The sequence below is a fragment of the Bradyrhizobium sp. AZCC 1588 genome, assembly GCF_036924735.1.
GTDB lineage: Bacteria > Pseudomonadota > Alphaproteobacteria > Rhizobiales > Xanthobacteraceae > Bradyrhizobium.
The window spans coordinates 6,145,342-6,166,353 of sequence record NZ_JAZHSC010000001.1; the positions used below are offsets into that span (position 1 = coordinate 6,145,342).

General features: G+C 60.6%; 19 protein-coding genes and 1 pseudogene. 16 read left to right on the forward strand and 4 right to left on the reverse strand.

Features of this window, described 5'->3' with window-relative positions; all coding sequences use genetic code 11:
• Window positions 1-693: 693 nt before the first annotated feature.
• A pseudogene (locus V1277_RS28500) lies at window positions 694-849 on the forward strand (cytochrome P460 family protein); the annotation flags it as partial.
• A 57-nt stretch (window positions 850-906) separates the two neighbouring features.
• Here V1277_RS28500 and V1277_RS28505 read toward each other — a convergent pair.
• A complete protein-coding gene (locus V1277_RS28505; protein WP_334419159.1) occupies window positions 907-1,884 on the reverse strand; it encodes a GlxA family transcriptional regulator in 978 nt (325 codons plus the stop codon).
• A gap of 105 nt (window positions 1,885-1,989) precedes the next feature.
• Between V1277_RS28505 and V1277_RS28510 the strand changes: the two genes are divergently transcribed.
• The 12 genes from V1277_RS28510 to V1277_RS28565 all read left to right on the forward strand — a co-directional run bounded on the left by V1277_RS28510 (window position 1,990) and on the right by V1277_RS28565 (window position 15,139).
• Entirely contained in the window at window positions 1,990-2,631 is a 642-nt protein-coding gene (locus V1277_RS28510; RefSeq protein ID WP_334419160.1) for an HD domain-containing protein, read from the forward strand.
• Between the two features lie 48 nt (window positions 2,632-2,679).
• Window positions 2,680-4,161 carry a catalase gene (locus tag V1277_RS28515; RefSeq protein WP_334419161.1) on the forward strand — a complete coding sequence of 494 codons (1,482 nt, stop codon included), beginning with the start codon at window positions 2,680-2,682 and terminating at the stop codon, window positions 4,159-4,161.
• A gap of 1,375 nt (window positions 4,162-5,536) precedes the next feature.
• Entirely contained in the window at window positions 5,537-6,043 is a 507-nt protein-coding gene (locus V1277_RS28520) for an RNA polymerase sigma factor (protein ID WP_334419162.1), read from the forward strand.
• A 106-nt stretch (window positions 6,044-6,149) separates the two neighbouring features.
• A complete protein-coding gene (locus V1277_RS28525) occupies window positions 6,150-7,088 on the forward strand; it encodes a FecR family protein (protein ID WP_334419163.1) in 939 nt (312 codons plus the stop codon).
• 163 nt (window positions 7,089-7,251) lie between these two features.
• Complete coding sequence (locus V1277_RS28530) at window positions 7,252-9,765, forward strand: TonB-dependent receptor (protein WP_334419164.1); 2,514 nt, start codon at window positions 7,252-7,254, stop codon at window positions 9,763-9,765.
• A 111-nt stretch (window positions 9,766-9,876) separates the two neighbouring features.
• A complete protein-coding gene (locus tag V1277_RS28535; protein ID WP_334419165.1) occupies window positions 9,877-10,035 on the forward strand; it encodes a hypothetical protein in 159 nt (52 codons plus the stop codon).
• A 1-nt stretch (window position 10,036) separates the two neighbouring features.
• On the forward strand, window positions 10,037-10,330 hold the full coding sequence (locus V1277_RS28540) for a hypothetical protein (RefSeq protein WP_334419166.1): 294 nt from the start codon (window positions 10,037-10,039) through the stop codon (window positions 10,328-10,330).
• Between the two features lie 7 nt (window positions 10,331-10,337).
• On the forward strand, window positions 10,338-11,987 hold the full coding sequence (locus V1277_RS28545) for a PepSY-associated TM helix domain-containing protein (protein WP_334419167.1): 1,650 nt from the start codon (window positions 10,338-10,340) through the stop codon (window positions 11,985-11,987).
• Between the two features lie 196 nt (window positions 11,988-12,183).
• Complete coding sequence (gene exbB, locus V1277_RS28550) at window positions 12,184-13,197, forward strand: tonB-system energizer ExbB (protein WP_334420479.1); 1,014 nt, start codon at window positions 12,184-12,186, stop codon at window positions 13,195-13,197.
• A 3-nt stretch (window positions 13,198-13,200) separates the two neighbouring features.
• Entirely contained in the window at window positions 13,201-13,686 is a 486-nt protein-coding gene (gene exbD, locus V1277_RS28555; RefSeq protein ID WP_334419168.1) for a TonB system transport protein ExbD, read from the forward strand.
• Entirely contained in the window at window positions 13,683-14,540 is an 858-nt protein-coding gene (locus V1277_RS28560) for an energy transducer TonB family protein (protein WP_334419169.1), read from the forward strand. Before exbD ends, V1277_RS28560 begins: the two co-directional genes overlap by 4 nt.
• Entirely contained in the window at window positions 14,537-15,139 is a 603-nt protein-coding gene (locus V1277_RS28565; RefSeq protein WP_334419170.1) for an invasion associated locus B family protein, read from the forward strand. The genes V1277_RS28560 and V1277_RS28565 overlap by 4 nt, the downstream gene beginning before the upstream one ends.
• Before the next feature lie 254 nt (window positions 15,140-15,393).
• Here the strand turns inward: V1277_RS28565 and V1277_RS28575 are convergent, their stop codons facing one another.
• Complete coding sequence (locus V1277_RS28575) at window positions 15,394-16,212, reverse strand: nucleoside phosphorylase (RefSeq protein ID WP_334420480.1); 819 nt, start codon at window positions 16,210-16,212, stop codon at window positions 15,394-15,396.
• A 24-nt stretch (window positions 16,213-16,236) separates the two neighbouring features.
• The gene (locus V1277_RS28580; RefSeq protein ID WP_334419171.1) at window positions 16,237-16,905 is read right to left on the reverse strand and encodes an ArsR/SmtB family transcription factor; all 669 of its coding nucleotides are present in this window, start codon (window positions 16,903-16,905) and stop codon (window positions 16,237-16,239) included.
• A gap of 75 nt (window positions 16,906-16,980) precedes the next feature.
• Between V1277_RS28580 and V1277_RS28585 the strand changes: the two genes are divergently transcribed.
• The 3 genes from V1277_RS28585 (at window position 16,981) to V1277_RS28595 (ending at window position 20,218) form a co-directional block, all read left to right on the forward strand.
• Window positions 16,981-17,721 carry an MBL fold metallo-hydrolase gene (locus V1277_RS28585; RefSeq protein ID WP_334419172.1) on the forward strand — a complete coding sequence of 247 codons (741 nt, stop codon included), beginning with the start codon at window positions 16,981-16,983 and terminating at the stop codon, window positions 17,719-17,721.
• Window positions 17,722-17,725: 4 nt separating this feature from the next.
• Window positions 17,726-19,015, forward strand: coding sequence for an MFS transporter (locus tag V1277_RS28590; RefSeq protein ID WP_334419173.1), 1,290 nt, complete (start codon window positions 17,726-17,728; stop codon window positions 19,013-19,015).
• Window positions 19,016-19,096: 81 nt separating this feature from the next.
• Complete coding sequence (locus V1277_RS28595) at window positions 19,097-20,218, forward strand: cysteine desulfurase family protein (RefSeq protein WP_334419174.1); 1,122 nt, start codon at window positions 19,097-19,099, stop codon at window positions 20,216-20,218.
• A 226-nt stretch (window positions 20,219-20,444) separates the two neighbouring features.
• On the opposite strand, the gene V1277_RS28600 is transcribed toward V1277_RS28595, so the two are convergent.
• Window positions 20,445-21,011 (reverse strand): DNA-binding protein, encoded by a 567-nt coding sequence (locus V1277_RS28600; protein ID WP_334419175.1) that lies wholly within the window; start codon window positions 21,009-21,011, stop codon window positions 20,445-20,447.
• Window position 21,012: the final 1 nt, after the last annotated feature.

The following is a 21,012-nucleotide window of genomic DNA, read 5'->3' on the forward strand; positions in this document are numbered from 1 at the left end:
CACGGGAGTGAGGCGTTAACCGACCGCTCCAGTCGGCCGGACTTCAGTTTCTCCGCGTCAGGACCCATCGGGGTTTCGTTGTGCTCGCCTCCGACGCCAACCATTTCCACGCGAATCTGGCGAGCGAACACCCAGATGCGTCGGGGCGAGACGGCCCCATAGGCACAAATCCGGGTTATTGCCCCTTGATTGGGCATATGCTCTTATTTGTGCCCCTCATGGTGATCGAGGACCGTCGCACTGGGGAACGTGCGCGTTATGAGGCGGTGCTGGTACTTGTCCGACCGGATCAATTCGTCGCGTGGACATCCAGCAATGGCGAAGTCGATCCGCAGGCAATTCTAAAGCGGGTGAGGGGCTTTGGAACAATGACGGTCCCGTCTGTTCTCGTCAGGAGCGCCGCAACGAAATCGCAACGAATTAGCTGAAACGAACGTGAACAAAGCGTGACGAGAGCACCCGTCACGGCAAGAAAAATCAACAACTTAGAGGATACTCACTGCGTTCGGGACGCCGGGTTCGCAGGACGATCCAGACTCTCCATCCATATCCACAAACATAGTTCGTCGCTGGCGTTTCGGTTCTCATATTGACCACGGAGCGGCCGACCGATCGACCCGTTCAGGCCGCTGCCTCAAATAGCAATTTGAGATGGTTGCAGGTAGGGATTTGAACCTACTCAGCGGACAGTTCAAGGATTCGCGGAAATATGCCGCGACCGGCGGCTGGGGCTTCGGCCGATTTGTCAACGGCAAGCCGGTCGGCGAGGCCCAGCACCGCACTTGCTTCGCCTGCCACGAAGCCCGCGCAAAGGGCCATGACTACGTCTTCACGAGGCTCGCTCCCTGAATTGTGGGTCTCGCGAACAGATCTGCCTGACGCAGGCTTCAAGCACGCCCAGATCCATCACGCAACCGCTGGCGCAAAACGCTTACGGTATTCGGCAGGAGTGATTCCGATGTGACGTGCAAAAGCACGCCTCAATGTGTCAACGTCGGCAAAGCCGCATTGTGTCGCCACCTGTTTTGGCGCCTCACGACCAAGCTCAAGTAAGCGTCTGGCGGCGTTGACACGGACTTCTTCGACCCAGGTCGCGGGGGTAATTCCGACTTCGCGGCGAAACAGCCGAGCAAAATGTCGGGGGCTGAGCCCCATGCGCTTGGCCAAGCTGGCGACGCTGTGATCCAGTGCCGGATTGGCGGCGATCCAGCGCTGTAGTTCCTGCAGTGCCGAGCGACCGGCCGGCACAGCTTCACCCTTACGGCTGAATTGCATCTGACCGCCTGGTCGCTTGAAGAACATCACGAGTTGGCTGGCCACTCGCATGGCGAGCTCGCGTCCGAGATCTTCCTCCACAAGGCTGAGCGCCAGATCGAGGCCGGCGGTGACGCCAGCCGCTGTTCTGAGGCGGCCGTCAGCGACGTGAATCGCGTCATGATCTACGATGACGGAGGGGAATTTCTCGGCCAGCACGTCCGCCACCGCCCAATGCGTAGTGACGTGCCGGCCGTCGAGCAGACCGGCAGCCGCGAGGTAAAACGCGCCGCTGCACACTGAGCCGAAGCGTCGCGCCGCGGGTGCCCGGCGACGAAGCCACTCGATGACGATGCCGTCAGCCGGAACCTCGGCCGCGTTCGGGCATCCCGCGACGAGGAGCGTGTCGATCGTCTCGTTGAAGTTGCGATCAATGATCCTGTCGGGCGTCAGCAGTACACCCGACGAGCTACGGATAGGGCCCGGTAGTCCTGCCGCCACGAACAACCGGTACACCGGACGACCCGCCTGAGCGTTTGCCTCGGCAAAAACGTCCAGCGGCCCGGCGACGTCCAGGAGCTGCACGCCGGGGAGGGCTACGATCACAACGGTCTTTGCTTTCACCTTCATGTCCGCCTCAATCCGGTTTCGTCCGTTTTTGACGTATTACTTCGATTGCTGACATGCAAGCGCAGTCTTATCGTGCGGACAAAGCAAGAAGTGCAGGAGAAGGTAGTGACACTTATCGACCAAGATGCCGCCATTCCGGATAGCAAGTTGGCGCGGGCTATCAGCGAATATGTCCGTGACACCGAGACCGAATTGCTCTTCAACCATTCCAGCCGCGTCTATCATTTCGGCGCGCTGGCCGGAGTTCATCGCGGCCTCAAGTTCGATCGCGAGCTGCTCTACGCCGGTGCGATGTTTCACGACATCGGCTTGATGCCCAGCCACAGCAGCAAAGACGAGCGGTTCGAAGTTGATGGTGCCCATGCAGCGCGGAATTTCCTGCGCAGTCACGGCGTCCCAGAGGAGGATGCCTACACGGTCTGGACTGCAATCGCGCTTCACACCACGCCGGGCGTGCCGCAGCATATGCACCCCGTCGTCGCCCTAGTCACCGCAGGCGTCGAAATGGACGTGCTCGGGCTTACGTACCAAGAATATTCCGAGCAGGAACGCGAAGCCGTCGTGAAAGCCTTCCCGCGCACGCCGCACTTCAAGGAAGACATCATCCAGGCGTTCTATGACGGCATCAAGCATAAGTCTGAGACGACCTTTGGCAACGTCAAGGCCGACGTGATCGCCGACAAGGAGCCACACTTTCATCGCGGCAACTTCTGCAGCGTGATCCGCCGCTCGCACTGGCACGGCTAAGCGCGCCCTACGCATTGTGCTGCCAGCCACTCAACAAGGAATAGTCTCATGACCAACAAGCCCCAACATCTGACCCATGCCACCGGTGCTCCGGTCAACGACAATCTCAACATCCTGACCGCCGGCCCGCGCGGACCGGCCCTTCTGCAGGACATCTGGTTGATCGAGAAGCTCGCCCATTTTGATCGCGAAGTCATCCCTGAGCGGCGCATGCATGCCAAGGGCTCGGGCGCGTTCGGCGCCTTAACGTTAACCCGCGATATCAGCCGCTACACCAAGGCGAAGATCTTCTCACAAACCGGCAAGCAGACGCCGATGTTTGCGAGGTTTTCGACCGTGGCCGGCGAGCGCGGCGCGGCCGACGCCGAACGCGATATTCGGGGCTTTGCCCTGAAGTTCTACACCGAGGAAGGCAACTGGGACATGGTCGGAAACAACACTCCAGTGTTCTTCTTCCGCGATCCGCTGCGCTTCCCCGACCTCAATCACGCGATTAAGCGCGATCCGCGCACGGGCATGCGCAGCGCTGACAACAACTGGGATTTCTGGACTTTGCTGCCTGAAGCCCTGCATCAGGTCACCATCGTGATGAGCGAGCGCGGGATTCCGCGCAGCTACCGCCACATGCATGGGTTCGGAAGCCATACCTACAGCTTCATCAACGCTGCCAATGAGCGGACCTGGGTGAAGTACCACTTCCGCTCCCAACAAGGCATCCAGAATTTGACCGACGCCGAAGCGGAAGCGTTGGTCGGCAAGGATCGCGAGAGCCATCAGCGCGATCTGTTTGAGAGTATCGAGCGTGGAGACTTTCCGTGCTGGACGCTGTTCGTCCAAGTCATGACGGACGAACAGGCCAAGGCCTTCCGCTTCAATCCCTTTGACTTGACAAAAGTCTGGCCGAAGGCGGAGTTCCCGCTGATTGAGGTCGGTTATTTCGAGCTGAACCGCAATCCGGAAAACGTCTTCGCCGAAGTCGAGCAGGCTGCGTTCTCGCCGGCTAATGTTGTGCCGGGTATCAGCTTTTCGCCCGACAAGATGCTCCAAGCGCGCCTGTTCTCCTATGGAGACGCGCAGCGCTACCGGCTTGGCGTCAACTTCAACCACATCCCGGTCAACGCGCCGAAATGTCCGTTTCACAGCTATCACCGTGATGGGGCGATGCGAACTGATGGTAATCTCGGCCGGACGCCGACGTATTTCCCAAACAGCCACGGCGAGTGGACTGACCAGCCCGACATCAACGAGCCGCAGCTCGAGCTCGACGGCGCGGCCGCGCACTGGGACCATCGCGTCGATGACGACCACTATCAGCAGCCGGGCGATTTGTTCCGTAACATGAATGCGGCCCAGCGCCAGGCGTTATTCGACAACACGGCGCGTGCCCTCGGCGGCGCTGGGATCCATATCCAGGAACGGCACATCGTCAACTGCGCCAAGGCCGACCCTGCTTACGGTGCCGGCGTTCGCGAAGCATTGACGCGCTTCGCTGCCGTCCGGCTCGCCAAGAACACCATCGCAGCAGAATGACGGAACCTTTACGTTTGCAATCGATTAGACGCTGCGCCGAGGATGCCCGGCGAACCTGCTCCGTAGCTTTCGATGCCGTAGCTAAATCGCGCGCAAAGGGCGGCATTTGGCGGACCATCAATGCGCAGCTAAGCCAGTTACGCTGCGCGCCGATAAGAAAACAGGGCTTCCGAAGTAGTGGGTCTAGCGATGTAGCGGTCCAGTGACTCGAACCCCCGACAACTCGCAGTCCGTCTTCCCTGCCGTAAGACCAACCTCGCTTATCGAACCCGTCATTCCGACAAGGAGAAAAGCTCTTGTGGCTTCAATGCAGGTTTGTTGCCCCTTTTGTCGGAACGAGCATTGATTTTCCTAGCAAATCATACGACTCTTAATCAGCGGGTCCCAGGTTCGAGCCCTGGTGCGCCCACCAAGGAAAGAACCTTCTTTTCCAATAACTTCGCGAGATGGCGGCCGAGAATAAAACGGATCTCGTGCGACTTTTTTTGTGGTCGGACGTCGCGGATTGCTGTGCGACTTCTCCTTTTTCTTTGTTTCTGTATCTTCACGCCATGCGATACAGTGCGCAGATCAGTTGGTACACGTCGAATCCTCGCTCGTCGTAGAATAGGATATTAGGGCGATCAAAACGGACAATCCGTTCTAGCGTCGCATCGGGTGCCGTTTTCTGCAGAACCAGAATCGGATTGTTTGGGTCGGGGCTCGACTCGCTCCCCCGCTACCACGGGCTACGATTTTCTACGACAAACTACGATTTTGCCCGATGCCGTACTCCTTACCGGTAGCGGTCGACGCCTGTCGGCTGCAATGCTCGGCGCTCATGTTAAGTTGAGCAATGAGCGCGGCCTACAAGCAACGCTCGTTCGGGCGGCCGTCTCGCTGCCTGGATTGATGCAAGAAGGCTTGCACCGCGACTGCAAGACTAATCTCTATTAGGCAATGCGGCCTAGCGAGCAGCATTCTGTCGGTAAGGTGTCGCACTGGCTTCGCTGTTGTTCCTTACGGGCTTTCCTTCGGGCCTGCGCGTCGCGCATCGGCGGCAGAGGGCGTGCGGTATAACTGACGTCCTAATGCCCACCTGGTTTATTAGGGGTGTCACGCGTGTGCCACTTCCGCCAAAACGCGGTTTACTTTCAATGCGTTGGGGCATCCGCATACGGTTCTAAGTGGTATCTGACGCGTGAGCTTAGAATGAATTTAAACTATTGAATTTGCAGGAGAAATCCGATCCGGCTAAGACGTCCTGACATCGACACTCTGCGAGGCGAGTCCTGACTCGTGCTCAACGATGCCGATCAAATGAGCGAGGCAGTGCCGACGACCACGTGTCGGCGCGAAGAAGCCTCGTTCCGTGTGATGGTCAGGAGAGCCCGACATGCTCGGGGCGTTGGTTCACGATCTTCAGCGTTCGGAGGAGGGCAGGCTCCGCCGCTTCTTCATGCGACGTTTTCGCAACGCTACTGAAGCTGCCGACGCCACGCAGGAGACCTTCCTGCGGATGCTCGACGCCCCTTCAAAAACCATTATCGAAAACCCGCAAGCCTACCTGTTCCAGATCGCCAAGTCCGTTGCCCGGATCAAAGCCGCCCGCCTCGCTGCGGACGCCGAGCTGTTCCTGCCGGAGAACGCTGGCGAGAACCAGGCCGAGGACGCTCCAAATCAGGAGCGCATCGTCAACGGCCGGCAGAGCCTGATCCTGTTGGCGAGGGCGATCGAAAAGCTGCCGAACCGTTGCCAAGAGGTGTTCATCCTGAGCCGCCTGCATGGCCTGTCAAACAGCGAAATCGCCTCCAATCTTGGCATTTCGCGCAACATGGTTGAAAAACACATCATCAAGGCGCTGATTCACTGCCGAAGAATTCGCTCCGAGATTTTTTTCTAAAGACACGTCAGGTAGAACGCCCGCTTCCGACTCTAATAGAGTAGCAGCAATCTCGGACCCGTTCGGGCTGAGATTGGCTATATAGGCGGATATGTTGGGCAGAAATATGCACCAAGCCGATGATCGGATCGCGGAGGAGGCCGCCTGCTGGGTGGCGCGCCTGCAATCCGCTGACGCGACTGAGCAAGATAGGCACGAGTTTCAGGCCTGGCTCGGGCGTGATGTCGCCCACCAAGCCGCCTACGACGAGTTCAAAGAGCTTTGGGCCGAGCTAAAGGACGTTCCGATCCCATCAAACCGCCTGAGGAAGCTGCGGATATCGCGGCGAGCCGTAGTGAAAAATGTCGTTGCGCTCGGAATCGTCGCGATGCTTTCAGCCACACTTTATCAGATGGGCTTTGTCGACCGTATGCGTGCCGACCACTACACGGCTGTGGGTGAGGTGCGCAGCTTCACGCTTTCCGACGGCTCGCGCGTTGATCTGAATACGGACTCGGCCATTGCCATCCACTACTCACGAACAGAGCGGCGGATTGAGTTGTTGCGCGGTGAAGCCTTCTTCGCTGTGATCCGCGACCGGGAGCGGCCATTCGTCGTCAAAGACATTTCTTTGGAAGCGCGTGCGCTAGGCACACAATATGGCGTGCGGGCGCAGTCGGGGGACTCCCTGGGCGACGTCCGGGTGGAACAGGGCCAGGTGGAGGTGACCGGCGACCGCGATCGCGTCGTGCTGGAGGCTGGCGATGTCGCGAGGCTGACCGCGCAAGGCCGTCTCGCTGTGACGAAAGCCGATATCGCCAACGACACCGCGTGGCGAAGTGGGAAACTGGTGTTCTCAGGCCAACCCCTTCGCGACGTGTTAGCCACCCTAGATCGCTATCGTCGCGGACGAATTGTCATCCTGGACAACACGGCGGCAGAGCAGCGAGTCTCCGGCATTTTCGACCTGAACGATACCGACCAAGCGCTTCGCGTGCTGGAGGAAAGTCTGCCAGTGAGCGTCACGCATCTGACCGGTCTGATGGTCGTTGTCCGTTCTCGTTGAAGCTTTCTAAAGAGAAGCGATTGGGCCGAAAACGCAGCGAAAGGAACATCTCTCAAATTTATTTCTGATCCGACGTCAGGAGGCACCCCCGGTTTTGACTCTTAGTCAGTAGGAGGGTGCGCGCACGGCGACGCTCTCTCGGTATTGACCAACGGGGGCGAACATGACGTTTGGAAGTGCGTGGGGTAAGACAGGCGGCAGAATTGCAGCGGCGGCGCTGGCCGGCGTTTCGCTGCTTGCCATCGACACGGTGCTTCACGCGCAGCCGGCCCATGCACAACCAGCGGCCGCCCAATCTGCCGGCGCGGTGAACGTTTCGGTCCCGGCTGGATCGCTCGAAAGCGGCCTTCTCAGCCTCGGGCGTCAAGCCAATCTCCGGATGCTCTATCCAAGCAATCTCACCGCAGGCAAGCGCACGGCGGGTGTCAGCGGACAGGTGAGCCCGCAGCAGGCGGTGACGCAACTGCTGGCCGGCACGGGGTTGAGCGCATCGTTCACGAGCCGAAACACGGTGCAGGTTTACGATCCGTCGAAGCCCGCCGACGGCGGCGCGCTGCCGGCGGGCGCGATCCCGCTCGACACCATCGACGTGCAGGGGGCCAATCCGAATTCGACAATGACGCCAATGCCTGCTTATGCGGGCGGTCAGGTGGCGACCGGCGGGCAGGTCGGAATGCTCGGCAACCGCAGCGTGATGAACACCCCGTTCAGCCTCACCAGTTACACGAGCAAGCTCATCAAGGATCAGCAGGCGCGGACTGTTCAGGATGTATTGAACAATGATCCCTCTGTTGTAGCGAGCACTTCGAGCGGTACCCCCCACGATTATCAAGTCATCCGGGGATTTGGGGGTTACGGAATCGACGGAACCCGCACCCTCAATGGCGTGGCCGGTATGGCACCCCTGTTTTTCCCGTCGTCCGACTACATTGAACGCGTGGAGATTCTAAAAGGCCCAAGCGCACTCCTGAACGGTATGACGCTTGCGTCCGCAGCGGTCACCGGCGCTATTGGTGGCTCGGTCAATCTAGTCACGAAGCGCGCAACGGATGAACCGATCACGCAGCTGACTACGCGCTATGTGTCGAACTCCCAAATTGGTACACATCTTGACGTCGGCCGTCGTTTCGGAGCAAGCAACGAGTTCGGTATCCGATTCAACGGATCTATCGACGGCGGTCATACGCCAATCGATACACAACACTCGAAACTCGGTACTGCGGCGCTCAACCTCGACTATTCCGGCGAACGTGTCCGACTGTCAGCAGACTTTGCACATCAATCCCAAAAGTTGGATCCGAATGGGGTATATATCCAGGCTCGGTCTGTCGCCGGCTCGCTATCATCCTTTCCCCGCGCACCAAGCTCGACAGTGAGTCTCGTTCCTCCCGGGTCGGAATATAAAACCAAATCAACCTTGGGCATGATACGAGGCGAAGTCGATATACTTGAGAACGTCACAGCCTATGCCGCCATAGGTAAGCAGATTTCAGAAGCCGACTTGAATGGCTACGAAAAGGTCCGGCTGCTCGACAGCACCGGCCGATACAGTATCGCGCGAGAAATACAACATTATTCGCGGGACATCCTATCTATGCAAGGCGGCATTCGGGCTAAAGCGAATACTGGCCCAGTGGATCACGCTTTGAGCCTTAACCTGTCTCGGTCAGAACTTACATACAAACGCGCAGAGTCCGAAGGATCCGCTTCGATAATAGATTCCATATATAATCCTGTATTTCCGCTCCTGTCCTCTGTTGCTGATCCCGGCGATCCCAAGAAGAGCTCCCAGACGACGGCGTCCAGCATTGGCTTTGCAGACACCTTATCTATATTCGATGAGCGTATCCAATTTATGGCCGGAATTCGCTATCAGGAAGTGGGTATCAAAGACTTCAATAGGACAACGGGACTGCTATCCTCGAAATACGACGCCAATGCCTGGACTCCTGCGTTTGGGCTGGTCGTTAAGCCGTGGGAAAACGTTTCGCTCTATGCCAACTATATCGAGGATCTGAGAGCAGGAACCATCGTCGGCACGACGTACGCGAATGCTGGCGAGGTATTCCCGCCGTACGTCAGCAAGCAGTACGAGGCCGGTGTCAAAGTCGACTGGGGTCAGGTGATGACGACGTTGGCTGTATTCCAGATCGCCAAGGCCGCTTCAATTTCGATAGACGATCCCGCGGGCGGGGACCCAACATTGGCGCAGAACGGAGAAGAGCGCAATCGCGGCATCGAACTGAACGCCTATGGCGAACTCATGCCCGGCGTTCGCCTGTTGGGCGGGCTCACCCTGCTCGACGCCCGCCTGACTAAGACCGAAGGCGGTACTCTCGACGGCAAGAGGAACGATACCGCTCCGAAATTCCGCGCGGTGATTGGAGCGGAATGGGACACGCCATTCATGGAAGGGCTGACGCTCACCGGCCGGCTAACCCATACTGGTGATGCGGTTGTGTCAACCTCCTCCGGCGTCACTATTCCATCATGGACCACACTAGACCTTGGCGCACGCTATACCTTCAATTCTCCGTGGAACGAGAAGCCGGTCACTGTCCGCTTCAATGTCGATAATGTCTTCGACAAAGACTACTGGGCCGGTACTTATGCGTCTGGCTTCGTGTACCGAGGTCAGCCGCGCACCTATCGCCTTTCGACCACGTTCAATTTCTGAACGATGGTCGTGATTGTGGCGTTGACGATGACTATTTGCGGCTGTGCGTGCCTGTACCTTGCCAGCCCCAACCAGAAATGGCTTTCGCAAAATCTCCCGCGGAAGCCGCTTATGGCGGCGGGAAGCCTGATGTCGGTGGCCGGCCTCTTCGCATGGATTGCGGCATTTCTTCCGCTGTCCGGCCTTTTCGTGACCCTGCATGTGATGATGGTGTGCCTGTTCGCCTTTCCCTATGCCGCCGCGCTTCGTGGCACTTTGTGGAAGAACTGACATGGCGAGGGAAATCCAGCCAGATTGGTGGGGCAAGGCCAGTGCCGGCGCAATCCTTGGTTTGGGCTTGGCGCTCTCGTTGGTCGGTCTGTATGCCTACCTGGGCCCGGGCGGCATAGACGCTCCGACTGGACGCTACTCGCTGATGCGCCACCTGGAAGCGTTCGTCTGGATCGCGGTGTTCGGCTTCTGCTTCCTGTTTCGCAGCGGTCGCGCGGCTTGGACATGGCTGGGCGCGGCGAACCTGATCGCCTTCGCGGCGCTGTTTGCCTGCCGCTTCTATTTCTTCGCGTGAGGGCAACATGATCCGCGCCGATATCGTCAAGCTCTACAAGGCCGTCCATACCTGGATTGGCATCAGTTGCGGTTTCGCCCTGTTCATTGCCTTCTATGCGGGGGCGCTCACCATGTTTCAGGAGCCGATCGCGCGTTGGGCGTCGCCGCCCGCCGTGGGGGTGGCGGCCGTGCCGCTGGAGGATACGCCCCGACTCCTCGAATTAGTGGCCGCCGCGCATCCTGAAGCGCGAGAGGAAGGCATCACGCTTCATCTGCGTGGGCACGAGAATGAGCCTGCGCGGGTAACTTGGGAAGAAGACGCGCCGCATCAAGAGGGCCAAGCGCACAAGCACCTCCATTGGTGGGCGACGCTAAAATCTGATGGCACGCTGCAGGCAAAGCAGGAAGAGCCATCCGAATTGGCGGAGTTCATCAATAGAATCCACATGCGCGTCGGGATTCCAGAACCGTGGGGATCGTATTTAATGGGCACGGTCTCGCTGCTCTACGGCGTGGCGCTGATCGCCGGCGTCATTGTGCTGCTTCCGTCGCTCGCGAAGGATTTGTTCGCTCTGCGCATAGGCAGAAACCTCAAACGCATGTGGCTGGACGCGCACAATGTCGTCGGGATTACAGCACTCCCGTTTCACCTTGTGATGGCGGTGACCGCAACAGCATGGGGCTTCGGCGGCCCGCTCTGGTCCGCGCAAGAGATTGTGATCTTCGGCGGTAGGCAACAGATCGTGATGAAACGCGATTTCGAGCGGTGGACCGCGCCGAGGCCGAGCGGCGAGGCGGGCGCGATGCTGCCGCCCGCACAGTTGCTCCAACGCTTGCACGCTCAGGTGCCCGATTTTGAGCCCAGGGTCATGGTCTTCAAGAATTTCGGAGATAAAGCCGCTGCCGTGAGATTCGTAGGAGCCGAGCGCGGCTATGTTGGGCATACAAGCTTCGGAGGCGTCATGCTCAGCGCCGTGACCGGCAATCTCATCAAGGATAATCGTGCATCGCGCCAAGATCCGGACCGGCGAGCGTCAACGACGATCTTCGCCTTGCACACTGGGGAATATGGCGGGATCACGATTACATGGGCCTATTTCTTCCTCGGATTTTCCGGGGCATGGCTGTTCTATTCGGGCAACCTGCTGTGGATAGAGACGCGGCGGAAGAAGGCTCGCAATGGCGGCGAGGTCGAGCAGTCGCGCTCGACGCGCCTTTTGGGCAGCGCGACCGTAGGTGTTTGCCTCGGCTGCGTCGCGGGCATCTCGCTCACCATCGTTGCCGCCAAATGGCTGCATGGTCGCGTAGCCGATCTCAATCATTGGCATGAGCTTGTTTATTACGCGGTGTTCCTCGGTTCGGTTGCATGGGCCTTCGCATGGGGCGCGGCGCGCTCCGCCGTGCATCTGCTATGGCTCTGCGCCGCCGCCACGATGGCGATCCCACTGACCACGCTCATCGCGCTGCTGTTCCCGGCGCTCGGCATGTGGGCGCATGGCAGCGCCGCGACGATCGGCGTCGATGTCGTCGCTTTCATCGGCGCGTTCTGCTTCGCCTGGATGACGATCGCCACCACACGCCGGATCAGGAGCGGTCCCGCCGACAGCATCTGGTCCATCCGCAAGGCCAATGGCCGCACGGTGTCGCATGAGGCTGCCGTGATCCCGGCGGAATGACCATGCACGCGGGCTCACAGCCAGGGCCTGCGCGCTGAAACTGAAAAGACATGTCAACCACGACCTTCCCGACCGGAAAGGGCGCCGCAAGCCAGCCAGCGGATAGAAAGAACCAGAAATGAAGCGAGCCTCTGAAGCAACATTAGGAAGAATGCCGATCCGAAAGATCGCGCGCGTCGTGCTCGGGTCGCTGCTCATGTTTGGAAGCGTGTCCGGCCCCGTGCGTGCGCAAGACCAACAACCGCAACAGCAACCCGCTGCGGCGCCTCAGCCACCGGCGGTATCTGCACCACCTGCGCCGACCGCTGATCCAGCACCCGCTTCGCCTGCATCGGTCGCACCGGGCGAACCTCGCTCCGGAGTGCCTGCGGCCGATCCGTTGACAGAACTGCCGGCCGCCACACCGCCGGCGACGACCGCGCCCGCAACACTGCCGCACGACTTGTCGCCGTGGGGCATGTTCATGCAGGCCGACATCATCGTGAAGGCGGTGATGATCGGTCTGGCCTTCGCCTCGCTAGTGACGTGGACGGTGTGGCTCGGCAAGGGGCTCGAACTTGCAGGCGCCAAGCGCAAGGCGAGAAGCGCAACGCGCAAACTGCAGCGCGCCGACAGCCTTGCCGAGGCGACAACCGCGATCGAGGCAGGGTGGACGCGAAGCGGTCCGGTTGCGGATCTCGTACAGGCCGCCGCACGAGAACTGAGGCGCTCGCCCGACTTGTCAGCAGAAGGCGTGAAGGAGCGTCTCGCGATCGCGCTATCGCGGATCGAGGCGGGCGGCGGCCGCAACGTGGCGCGCGGCACCGGCCTCCTGGCGACGATCGGCGCGACCGCGCCCTTCGTCGGCCTGTTTGGCACCGTGTGGGGAATTATGAATTCCTTCATCGGCATTTCGCAGTCGAAGACCACGAATCTTGCTGTGGTGGCGCCTGGCATCGCTGAGGCGCTACTCGCGACCGCGATCGGTCTCGTCGCCGCGATCCCGGCCGTCATTATCTACAACGTGTTCGCGCGTGCGATTGCTGGATACCGCGCGCTTCTCTCCGACGCCTCCGGCGAAATCCTCCAGCACCTCTCGCGCGACCTGGAACGACGCGAGAGGGGCAACGCCGGTCCTCAAGCCTCTGCGTCCCCGGATTACTACACGGCCGTACGTGATCGTGATGCCGTCGATCGCCCGCCGCGCGCCGCGCTTCGTTCCGCGGAGTGACCGATGGCCGTTACCCTCAAAGACCCGCAGGATGGCGACCTCACGGAGGTTAGCGACATCAACGTCACGCCGTTTATCGACGTGATGCTCGTGCTGCTCATCATCTTCATGGTGGCAGCGCCCTTGTCCACGGTGGACGTGGCTGTCGATTTGCCAGTATCGAACGCGCAGCAGCAACCGCGGCCGGACAAGCCGATTTTCCTGACCGTGAAGTCGGACCTCACACTGGCACTCGGGAATGAGGACGTGCCGCGCAGCGTGCTGCAGGCCACGCTCGATCAGCAAACGAATAACGACCGCGAGCAGCGAATTTTCCTGCGCGCCGATGGCGTCGTAGCCTATCGCGAACTGATGAACGTGATGAACCTGCTGCGCCAAGCCGGTTACCTGAAGATCGCGCTGGTCGGATTGGAAGACATCGGGCAGGTCACGGCTGCCGGCGGCTTGCCGGCGTCTCCGCCACCAACCGGAGGGCCGCCGCAGCGATGATCGACTGGCGCGATCCCGACGGCCGGCCCGACCGCAACATCACCGCGCTCTCCCTGATACGATGGAGCGCTGCGGCGATCGTTGTCGCGGCCGCGCATGGCAGCGGGGCGTGGCTCGCACTCAATTGGAAGCCGGCAATGGCAGTGGGCGAGCCACCGCCCGCCGTGATGATCGAACTGGCACCATTGGCGGTCTCGCCTGAAGCGCCGCCGCAGGACGTGGCCCCCGGGCCGCAGATGACGGAGGCGCAAACCGAGCCTACGCCTGAAGAGCCGGAGAAACCCGTCGAAAAGCCTGAAGAGGTGCAGGAGCCTGTCCCGCAGGACGTGGTCGAGAAGCCGATCGAAAAGCTGCCCGAGAAAGAAAATGCGGAGGCGGTACTTACCCCGCCGTCACCGGAGCCGCCAAAACCCGAACCCGTCAAGAAGCCGCCGCCCAAGGTGAAGACAGTCGAAAAGAAGAAGCCGATAGATCCGAAGAATATCCGCGCGCCACAGACCACCGCGCCGCCGACATCGCAAGCCCAACGCTCCGATCGCGCGGCCGCGTCACATGCCAGTGCGTCATTTGATCCATCGATGTCACCTGCGTCTTGGCGCGGTGCGCTGATGGCGCATCTCAATCGCCACAAGCGTCCGGCGGCTGCGGCCGGCACCGTCGTCACAATGGTTGCCTTCACCATCGATCGCTCGGGCCGGGTGCTTTCGTCACGGCTGGTTCGATCATCCGGCGATTCCGCGCTTGATGCGGAGGCGGTCTCGTTGCCGCGCCGCGCCAGTCCGGTGCCCGCGCCGCCGCCAAATGTCGGTGGCGGCTCCGTCACGCTCGCCGTTCCCATCAGGTTCAACCGATGATGTCTCGCAGCGCCGCTTCGCTGATCTGGCTTGCCTCGATCCTCCTGGCTGCGATGGTGGATGAGGCTGTTGCGCAGCAGCCGGCATCCTCGACGCGTCCGGTACAGACGCCGACAGTGCAACAGCCGACGCCGCCTGCGACGACACTGCCAAACGGCGCGTCGTCGATCAACGAGACTTATGGCGACTGGACCGTGGATTGCCGCATCGCCAACAGCCAGAAGCAATGCTTGCTGTCGCAGGCCCAGGGCAACAACCAGACCGGACAACGCATCTTTGCGGTCGAGCTGCACCCGCCCAGCGAAGGCAAGACCGAAGGCGCCATCCTGATGCCGTTCGGGCTCAATCTCGACAGCGGAGCGATTCTCAAGCTCGACGACAAGGACCTCGGCAAAGGATTGCGATTTTCTACCTGCGTGCCGCAGGGCTGCCTCTTGCCGGTTAGCTTCCCAGCAGCGGCGACCGACGCCATGCGCAAGGCGGGAAAACTTGTCGTCGCATCCCTCAATCTGTCCAGTGGTGACGCCGTTACCTTCGATGTGTCATTGAACGGCTTCGGCACAGCACTCGATCGAATGACCCAACTCGCGAGCCGGTAAAACTCACGATCGAGTTGCCGGCCCCGTCCACCGCAACCTAGTCGCCTACGCGGAAGCCATCGGGCGGGAGAGCGGACAGAAAGGCACTTATAAGCAGGAAATGCACCTAGTTTCTTTACCCATCTAGGCAACCCGTTGAAATCGCAGCAAATGCGACCGCCCTCCGAGCGCACCAGGCACATAAGCTATTGATGCAAAAAAATATTTTCGCGATTTGGCCCACGCCGGCGTCGCCCTGACTTGCGTGATCGCTACTAACTGCGCCAGGCGCGAGCCGTGGCGGCGACGACAGCCAGCGTCGCCTCTGCGCCGTCGGCTTCGCCCTTCTCGAAATCTCCCTCCGTCTGCGCCATGGAGTTGGTCACATGGGCGAAGCAGACTATGGAATGTCCGTTTGTCGTGCTGAAGGCATACAGGGCTGCGGCTTCCATTTCGACGGCCAGCGCGCCCAACTGGCGCGCCCGTGCGATCGCCGACGCGGTTTCGCGATAGGGAGCATCCGTCGTCCATGTCGCGCCTCGATGTAGCGCGATGCTTGGCAGGGCGCGTCCGGCCTGTTCCACGCGAGCGAGAAGCGGCGCATCGGGCGCATCGGCGAACGTGGAGCCCGGCAGATAGTGATAGCTCGTCCCTTCGTCGCGGAGCGCGCGATCGATGAGTACGAAGTACGGCGTGGGTCCGATCGGAGTAATCTGGCCAGCGGACGTCACGCTGATGAGCAGCCGGCAACCGGATGCGAAAAGCTGCTCGGCGACCAGCACGGCAAAGGGCGCGCCGACGGCGCAACCGACGATGCCAGCTTCGCCGATGCCGGCGATATCGAAGGCGAGAAGTTCGGTGTGATAGCAGGCCCATCCTTCATGGATGCGGCCCGTGCCCGTCCGTTTGAGGTGGCGGACGACATCGCCGTCGGGATCGAGCACGCAGATTTCGGGGACGGCGACCAGTGGCAACCCCCTCTGCCTGCGCGCCTCCCTCAAGAGGGCTTCCGGTCGGAACACTGAGGGCGCCCTGTGGTCCTTCCCGTCAACGATCGGCCAAGCGCTGTCTGCGCGATCAATTTTCTTGTCCATGATGTGCACCAGGATCAGCTTGGCTCAGGCGAGAGATTCGACCGGTAGACCAGCGGCCTTCCACTCGGGGTAGCCATCTTCGAGCCGGCGGACGCGGTAGCCGCGGGTTCTGAGCGCTGCCACAGCTTCAAACGAAAGGACGCAATAGGGTCCCCGGCAGTAGGCAATCACCTCTCGGCTTTTGGGAAGTTCATCCAAGCGTCGTTCCAGTTCGGCGAGAGGAATATTGAGAGCCCCCGGAAGATGGCCCAGCGCGAACTCGTCTTCAGGTCTCACATCGAGCACTGTGACCAGATCGTCGCGCAATCTGGCGACCAGGTCATCGCGGGATACTGGTTCGAGCGCATCTCGCGCCTGAAAATAATCAGTTACGACTCGGCCGATCTCGGCAACATTTCGCTCGCCGACACGCCCGAGAGCTTTGATCAGTGCGACCACTTCGGTATCACCAGCCAAGCGATAGAGAATGTATTTGCCGCGACGCTCCGTTTCGACGAGGCGTGCCCGCCTAAGAATCTGCAGGTGGCGCGAGGTATTTGCAAACGTCAGATGCGCCCGATCGGATAGCTCCTCGACGCTCCGCACGCCTTGGCCGAGGTGCTCCAAGAGTTCAAGCCGGTGAGAGTGACCCAGCGCCTGCGCCACTTCGGCGAGGTTCTCGTAGATCGCCTGTTTAGGTCCGGTGCTTGACACGGCTACTCCTAGATATATCATTCAGCAGATCGATTGAATGTTCATTTAGCTGCTCTCAGAGGGGAGTGCAAGCCCATGATCCTGCGTCAATTCTTGCATCGTGATCCGGTCGGCATCTCGTACCTCTTCGGCTGCGGCGGCAAGGCAACGGCGGCTGTGGTTGACCCCGTTGGCGATATACAACCCTACCTCCAAGCCGCAGAAAATGCCGGCATGAAAATCAACTTCGTGATCGACACGCACGTTCACGCCGACCATATCTCCGCCGGGCGGGCGCTCGCGGAGGCGGCCGACGCCCCGTATGTGCTCTCGGCCGAGGCAGGCGTCGCGTTTCCGTTCAAGGGCGTACGCGAAGGAGAAATCCTTCCTCTCGGCAACGTCACTGCAAAAGCTCTGCACACACCCGGCCACACGCCCGAGCACATCTGCATTCTCGTGACCGACCACACCCGAGGCGAAGAGCCCTGGTTCGTCCTGAGCGGCCACACGCTGATGGTCGGCGATCTCGGCCGCACCGAGCTTGCCACGAGCGCCGAAGAAGGCGCGAAGCAATTGTTCCGCAGCGCACGTCGGCTGAAGGAGCTTCCAGATGATGTCGAGGTTCTGGCGGGCGCCTATGCCGGATCAGTCTGCGGCCGGCAGCTCAGCGGCAAGCCATGGTCGACCATCGGCTTCGAGAAACGGCACAATCAGGCGTTCATGATAGCGGATGAAGCCGAGTTCGTTCGCTTCATGGTGTCGGAGATTCCGCCGGCACCGCCGGAGGCCGCGAAGATCAGGGCCGTCAATTCAGGCCTCGCAGCTGAAGCTGCGTGATCCGATGAGCGAAGCTGTACCCAGTCCACAAGCTGCCCCATCAGTCAGGCTCGGCCTGAAGGAGAACTGGCCGCAATTCGCTTTGCTTGTCCTGATCAACGCCTTCGTCGGCGGGATGGTCGGAATCGAGCGAACCGTCGTGCCGCTGATCGGTGCCGAGGAGTTCAGAATCGGCTCGACGACGCTTGTCGTCTCTTTCATCGTCAGCTTCGGAGTAGTGAAGGCCTGCGCCAACCTGGTTTCTGGCCAGCTTGCCGACATCTGGGGGCGTAAGCGCGTTCTCATTCTGGGCTGGCTCGTTGGGCTACCGGTGCCGTTCATGATCATCTGGGCACCAAGCTGGGAGTGGGTGATTGCCGCCAATGCCCTGCTCGGCATCAACCAGGGCTTTGCCTGGTCGATGACGGTCATCATGAAGATCGATCTTGTCGGACCGAAGTCGCGCGGACTGGCCGTAGGCCTGAATGAGTTCGCCGGCTACCTCGCGGTCGGTGTCACCGCCTTCCTCACCGGCTATATTGCGTCGGAATACGGGCTGCGTCCGGCGCCGATCTATCTCGGCGTTGTCTATGCGATCCTGGGCGCCGCGCTCTCGATCCTTCTGGTGCGCGACACCCGCGATCACGTTCGGCTCGAGACCGCGGGCCATGCGCGGCAGGCAGCTCCGATCAGTTTCAGGGAGATTTTCCTCCTTACCTCTTTCAAAGACCGAAATCTGTTTGCCGCTTCGCAGGCCGGACTCGTCAACAACCTCAACGACGGCATGAGCTGGGGAATCTTCCCGCTGTTCTTTGTGTCGTTTGGACTGACGGTCGAGCGCATCGGCATCCTGAAGGCGGTCTATCCGGCCACCTGGGGCATTCTGCAGATCGCAACCGGCCCGCTGTCAGACCGCTGGGGCCGCAAGGGTCTGATCGCGGGAGGCATGTGGATTCAGGCCGCGGCCCTGTTCCTGACTGCCGCCACCAGTCGTTTCGAGTGGTGGCTCGTCGCGAGCCTCCTGCTCGGTCTCGGCACGGCCATGGTCTATCCGAGCCTGATCGCCGCGGTCTCCGACGCATCGCATCCGAGTTGGCGCGCCCGCTCGCTCAGCGTTTACCGGTTCTGGCGCGATCTCGGCTACGCGATCGGCGCGCTGTCGGCCGGCATCATCGCCGACCAATTCGGGCTTGCAGCGGCTATCATCTCGATCGCGGCGCTGACGTTCGTTTCTGGCGTCGTCGTTGCGGTGTTCATGCGCGAAGGCGCGACCGGCGCTGGACCTGCCACCACCACCGCGACGGTCACAGAATGAATTGACGGACGCTGCGCTACCGTAGCGATCCTAGATCCAGAGCAGTGCAGCGTCCCTAATTTCAAAGTGAGTCTCACTGATATGCTCCCGATCTATCTCGACTACAACGCGAGCACGCCCATCGATCCAGCGGTGGCGGCAGCTATGCGGCCGTTCTTGGACGAGGCGTTTGGGAATCCGTCCAGCGGACATTGGGCCAGCACGCCGGCAAAAGCCGCCCTGGAGCAGGCCCGTGGCCAAGTCGCCGCGCTGCTCGGGGCTGCGCCCGACGAGATCGTCTTCACCAGCGGCGGCAGCGAAGCAAACAACTTGGCAATCAAGGGCACCTTCTTCGCGCTCAACCGCAAAGGTGCGCACATCATCACCTCGGCCATCGAGCATCCCGCTGTTCTTGCTCCGTGCCGGTTTCTCGAACGGTTCGGCGCTGCGGTCACTTACCTTCCGGTCGATCGCACGGGCCGGGTCGATCCGGAGGACGTGCGCCGCGCCATTACTCCGCAGACGGTCCTGATCAGCATCATGCACGCTAACAACGAGGTGGGCACAATCCAGCCGATCGAGGAAATCGGCGCGCTCGCACGGGAGCGCAGGATACGTTTTCACACTGACGCAGCGCAGTCGGTCGGAAAGATACCGACCAAAGTCGGCAACCTCGGCGTCGATCTGCTGTCGATCGCAGGTCACAAGCTCTACGCCCCCAAGGGCGTCGGCGCACTCTATGTACGAAGCGGCGTCGAACTGGAGCCGTTGATCCACGGCGCAGGCCACGAGATGGGGCGTCGTGCCGGGACCGAGAGCGCACTGCTGGCGGTCGGGCTCGGGACGGCCTGCGTGCTGGCCACAAACGTTGCGCCGATGGAGCGCATCCAGTCGGTACGTGATCGCTTCTGGCAGACACTGCAGGATCGTTTTGGCGATCGTGTCGTGCTTAATGGCCATGCGATAGATCGTTTGCCCAACACGCTCAACGTATCGTTCGTGGACAGGATCGGCGCGGACATTCTGAGAGAGCTGCACGGTGTCGCAGCATCCACGGGTTCGGCGTGCCATTCGGGGCACATTGAGCTCTCGCCCGTTCTCGCCGCTATGGGCATACCCGAGAGAATTGGAATGGGAGCGATCCGTTTCAGCTTGGGAAGGGCCACCACGTCAGACGAGATCGATGATGTGGTCACACGTCTGGCCGGAATCGTGTCGGCCTGATCGCTGGCGTGCGGCTGATTACGTGCCGTTCAAAGCCCGCGTTTCTCCGCCAGCAGGAGGACAGGCTCGTTCGTCCAATCGCTCCCCGCATGGACATCCAGGCCCGCCTGTTCGAGAGCTGCCGTCACGGAACGGGGTTAGCCGAATCTTGCAACGACTGGTGTTTTCGAAAGTGTGCGGGCGGATCGGGCCCCGTCAAAAGCTCTTTCAAACCATCAATGGGGGGTCATTTCGCGTGATAGAACAGCGCCCGTCCGGTTGGAATGAGTTGGAGTAGGATATCATAATCGCTGACATTCGCAGTCAGGACAACCAGGCCCAGCTTTTGCGCTTGAAGGAACAGCGCGCAGTCCTGAAGCGCGCGTAGCTTGCCGTCCTTTTCGTAGCCTTGGAGACGGCAGAGTATCCCCGACAGCAGCGCAGCACGTCCGAGGACCTCGGTGTCCGGCGCAAAGATACGATGTGGTGGCATCGCCCTGATCTGCTTGCCGATGACGTCAATGACGGTGGCAGTTCGCGCGTCGGATGGATTCAATGCGCCGACCGTGTGCATCAGTTCCTGGATCGCGACAGTCGAATGATTGACCTGTCGCTGCGCGATCAGATCGTCCAGGATCTGAGGCGCACGATCTTGCATCTGATCGATGTAAACGGAGATATCAAGCAGAAGTCCCTGTCCGCCGATTAAGCTCGGATTGACGAACGGCAGCCTATTGTTACTTCGTCGTGTCAGCGTTTTCTGCGGATCGAAGCGCGCCCACCGCCGGGCAACGTCGAAATCAAACTCCGCCACC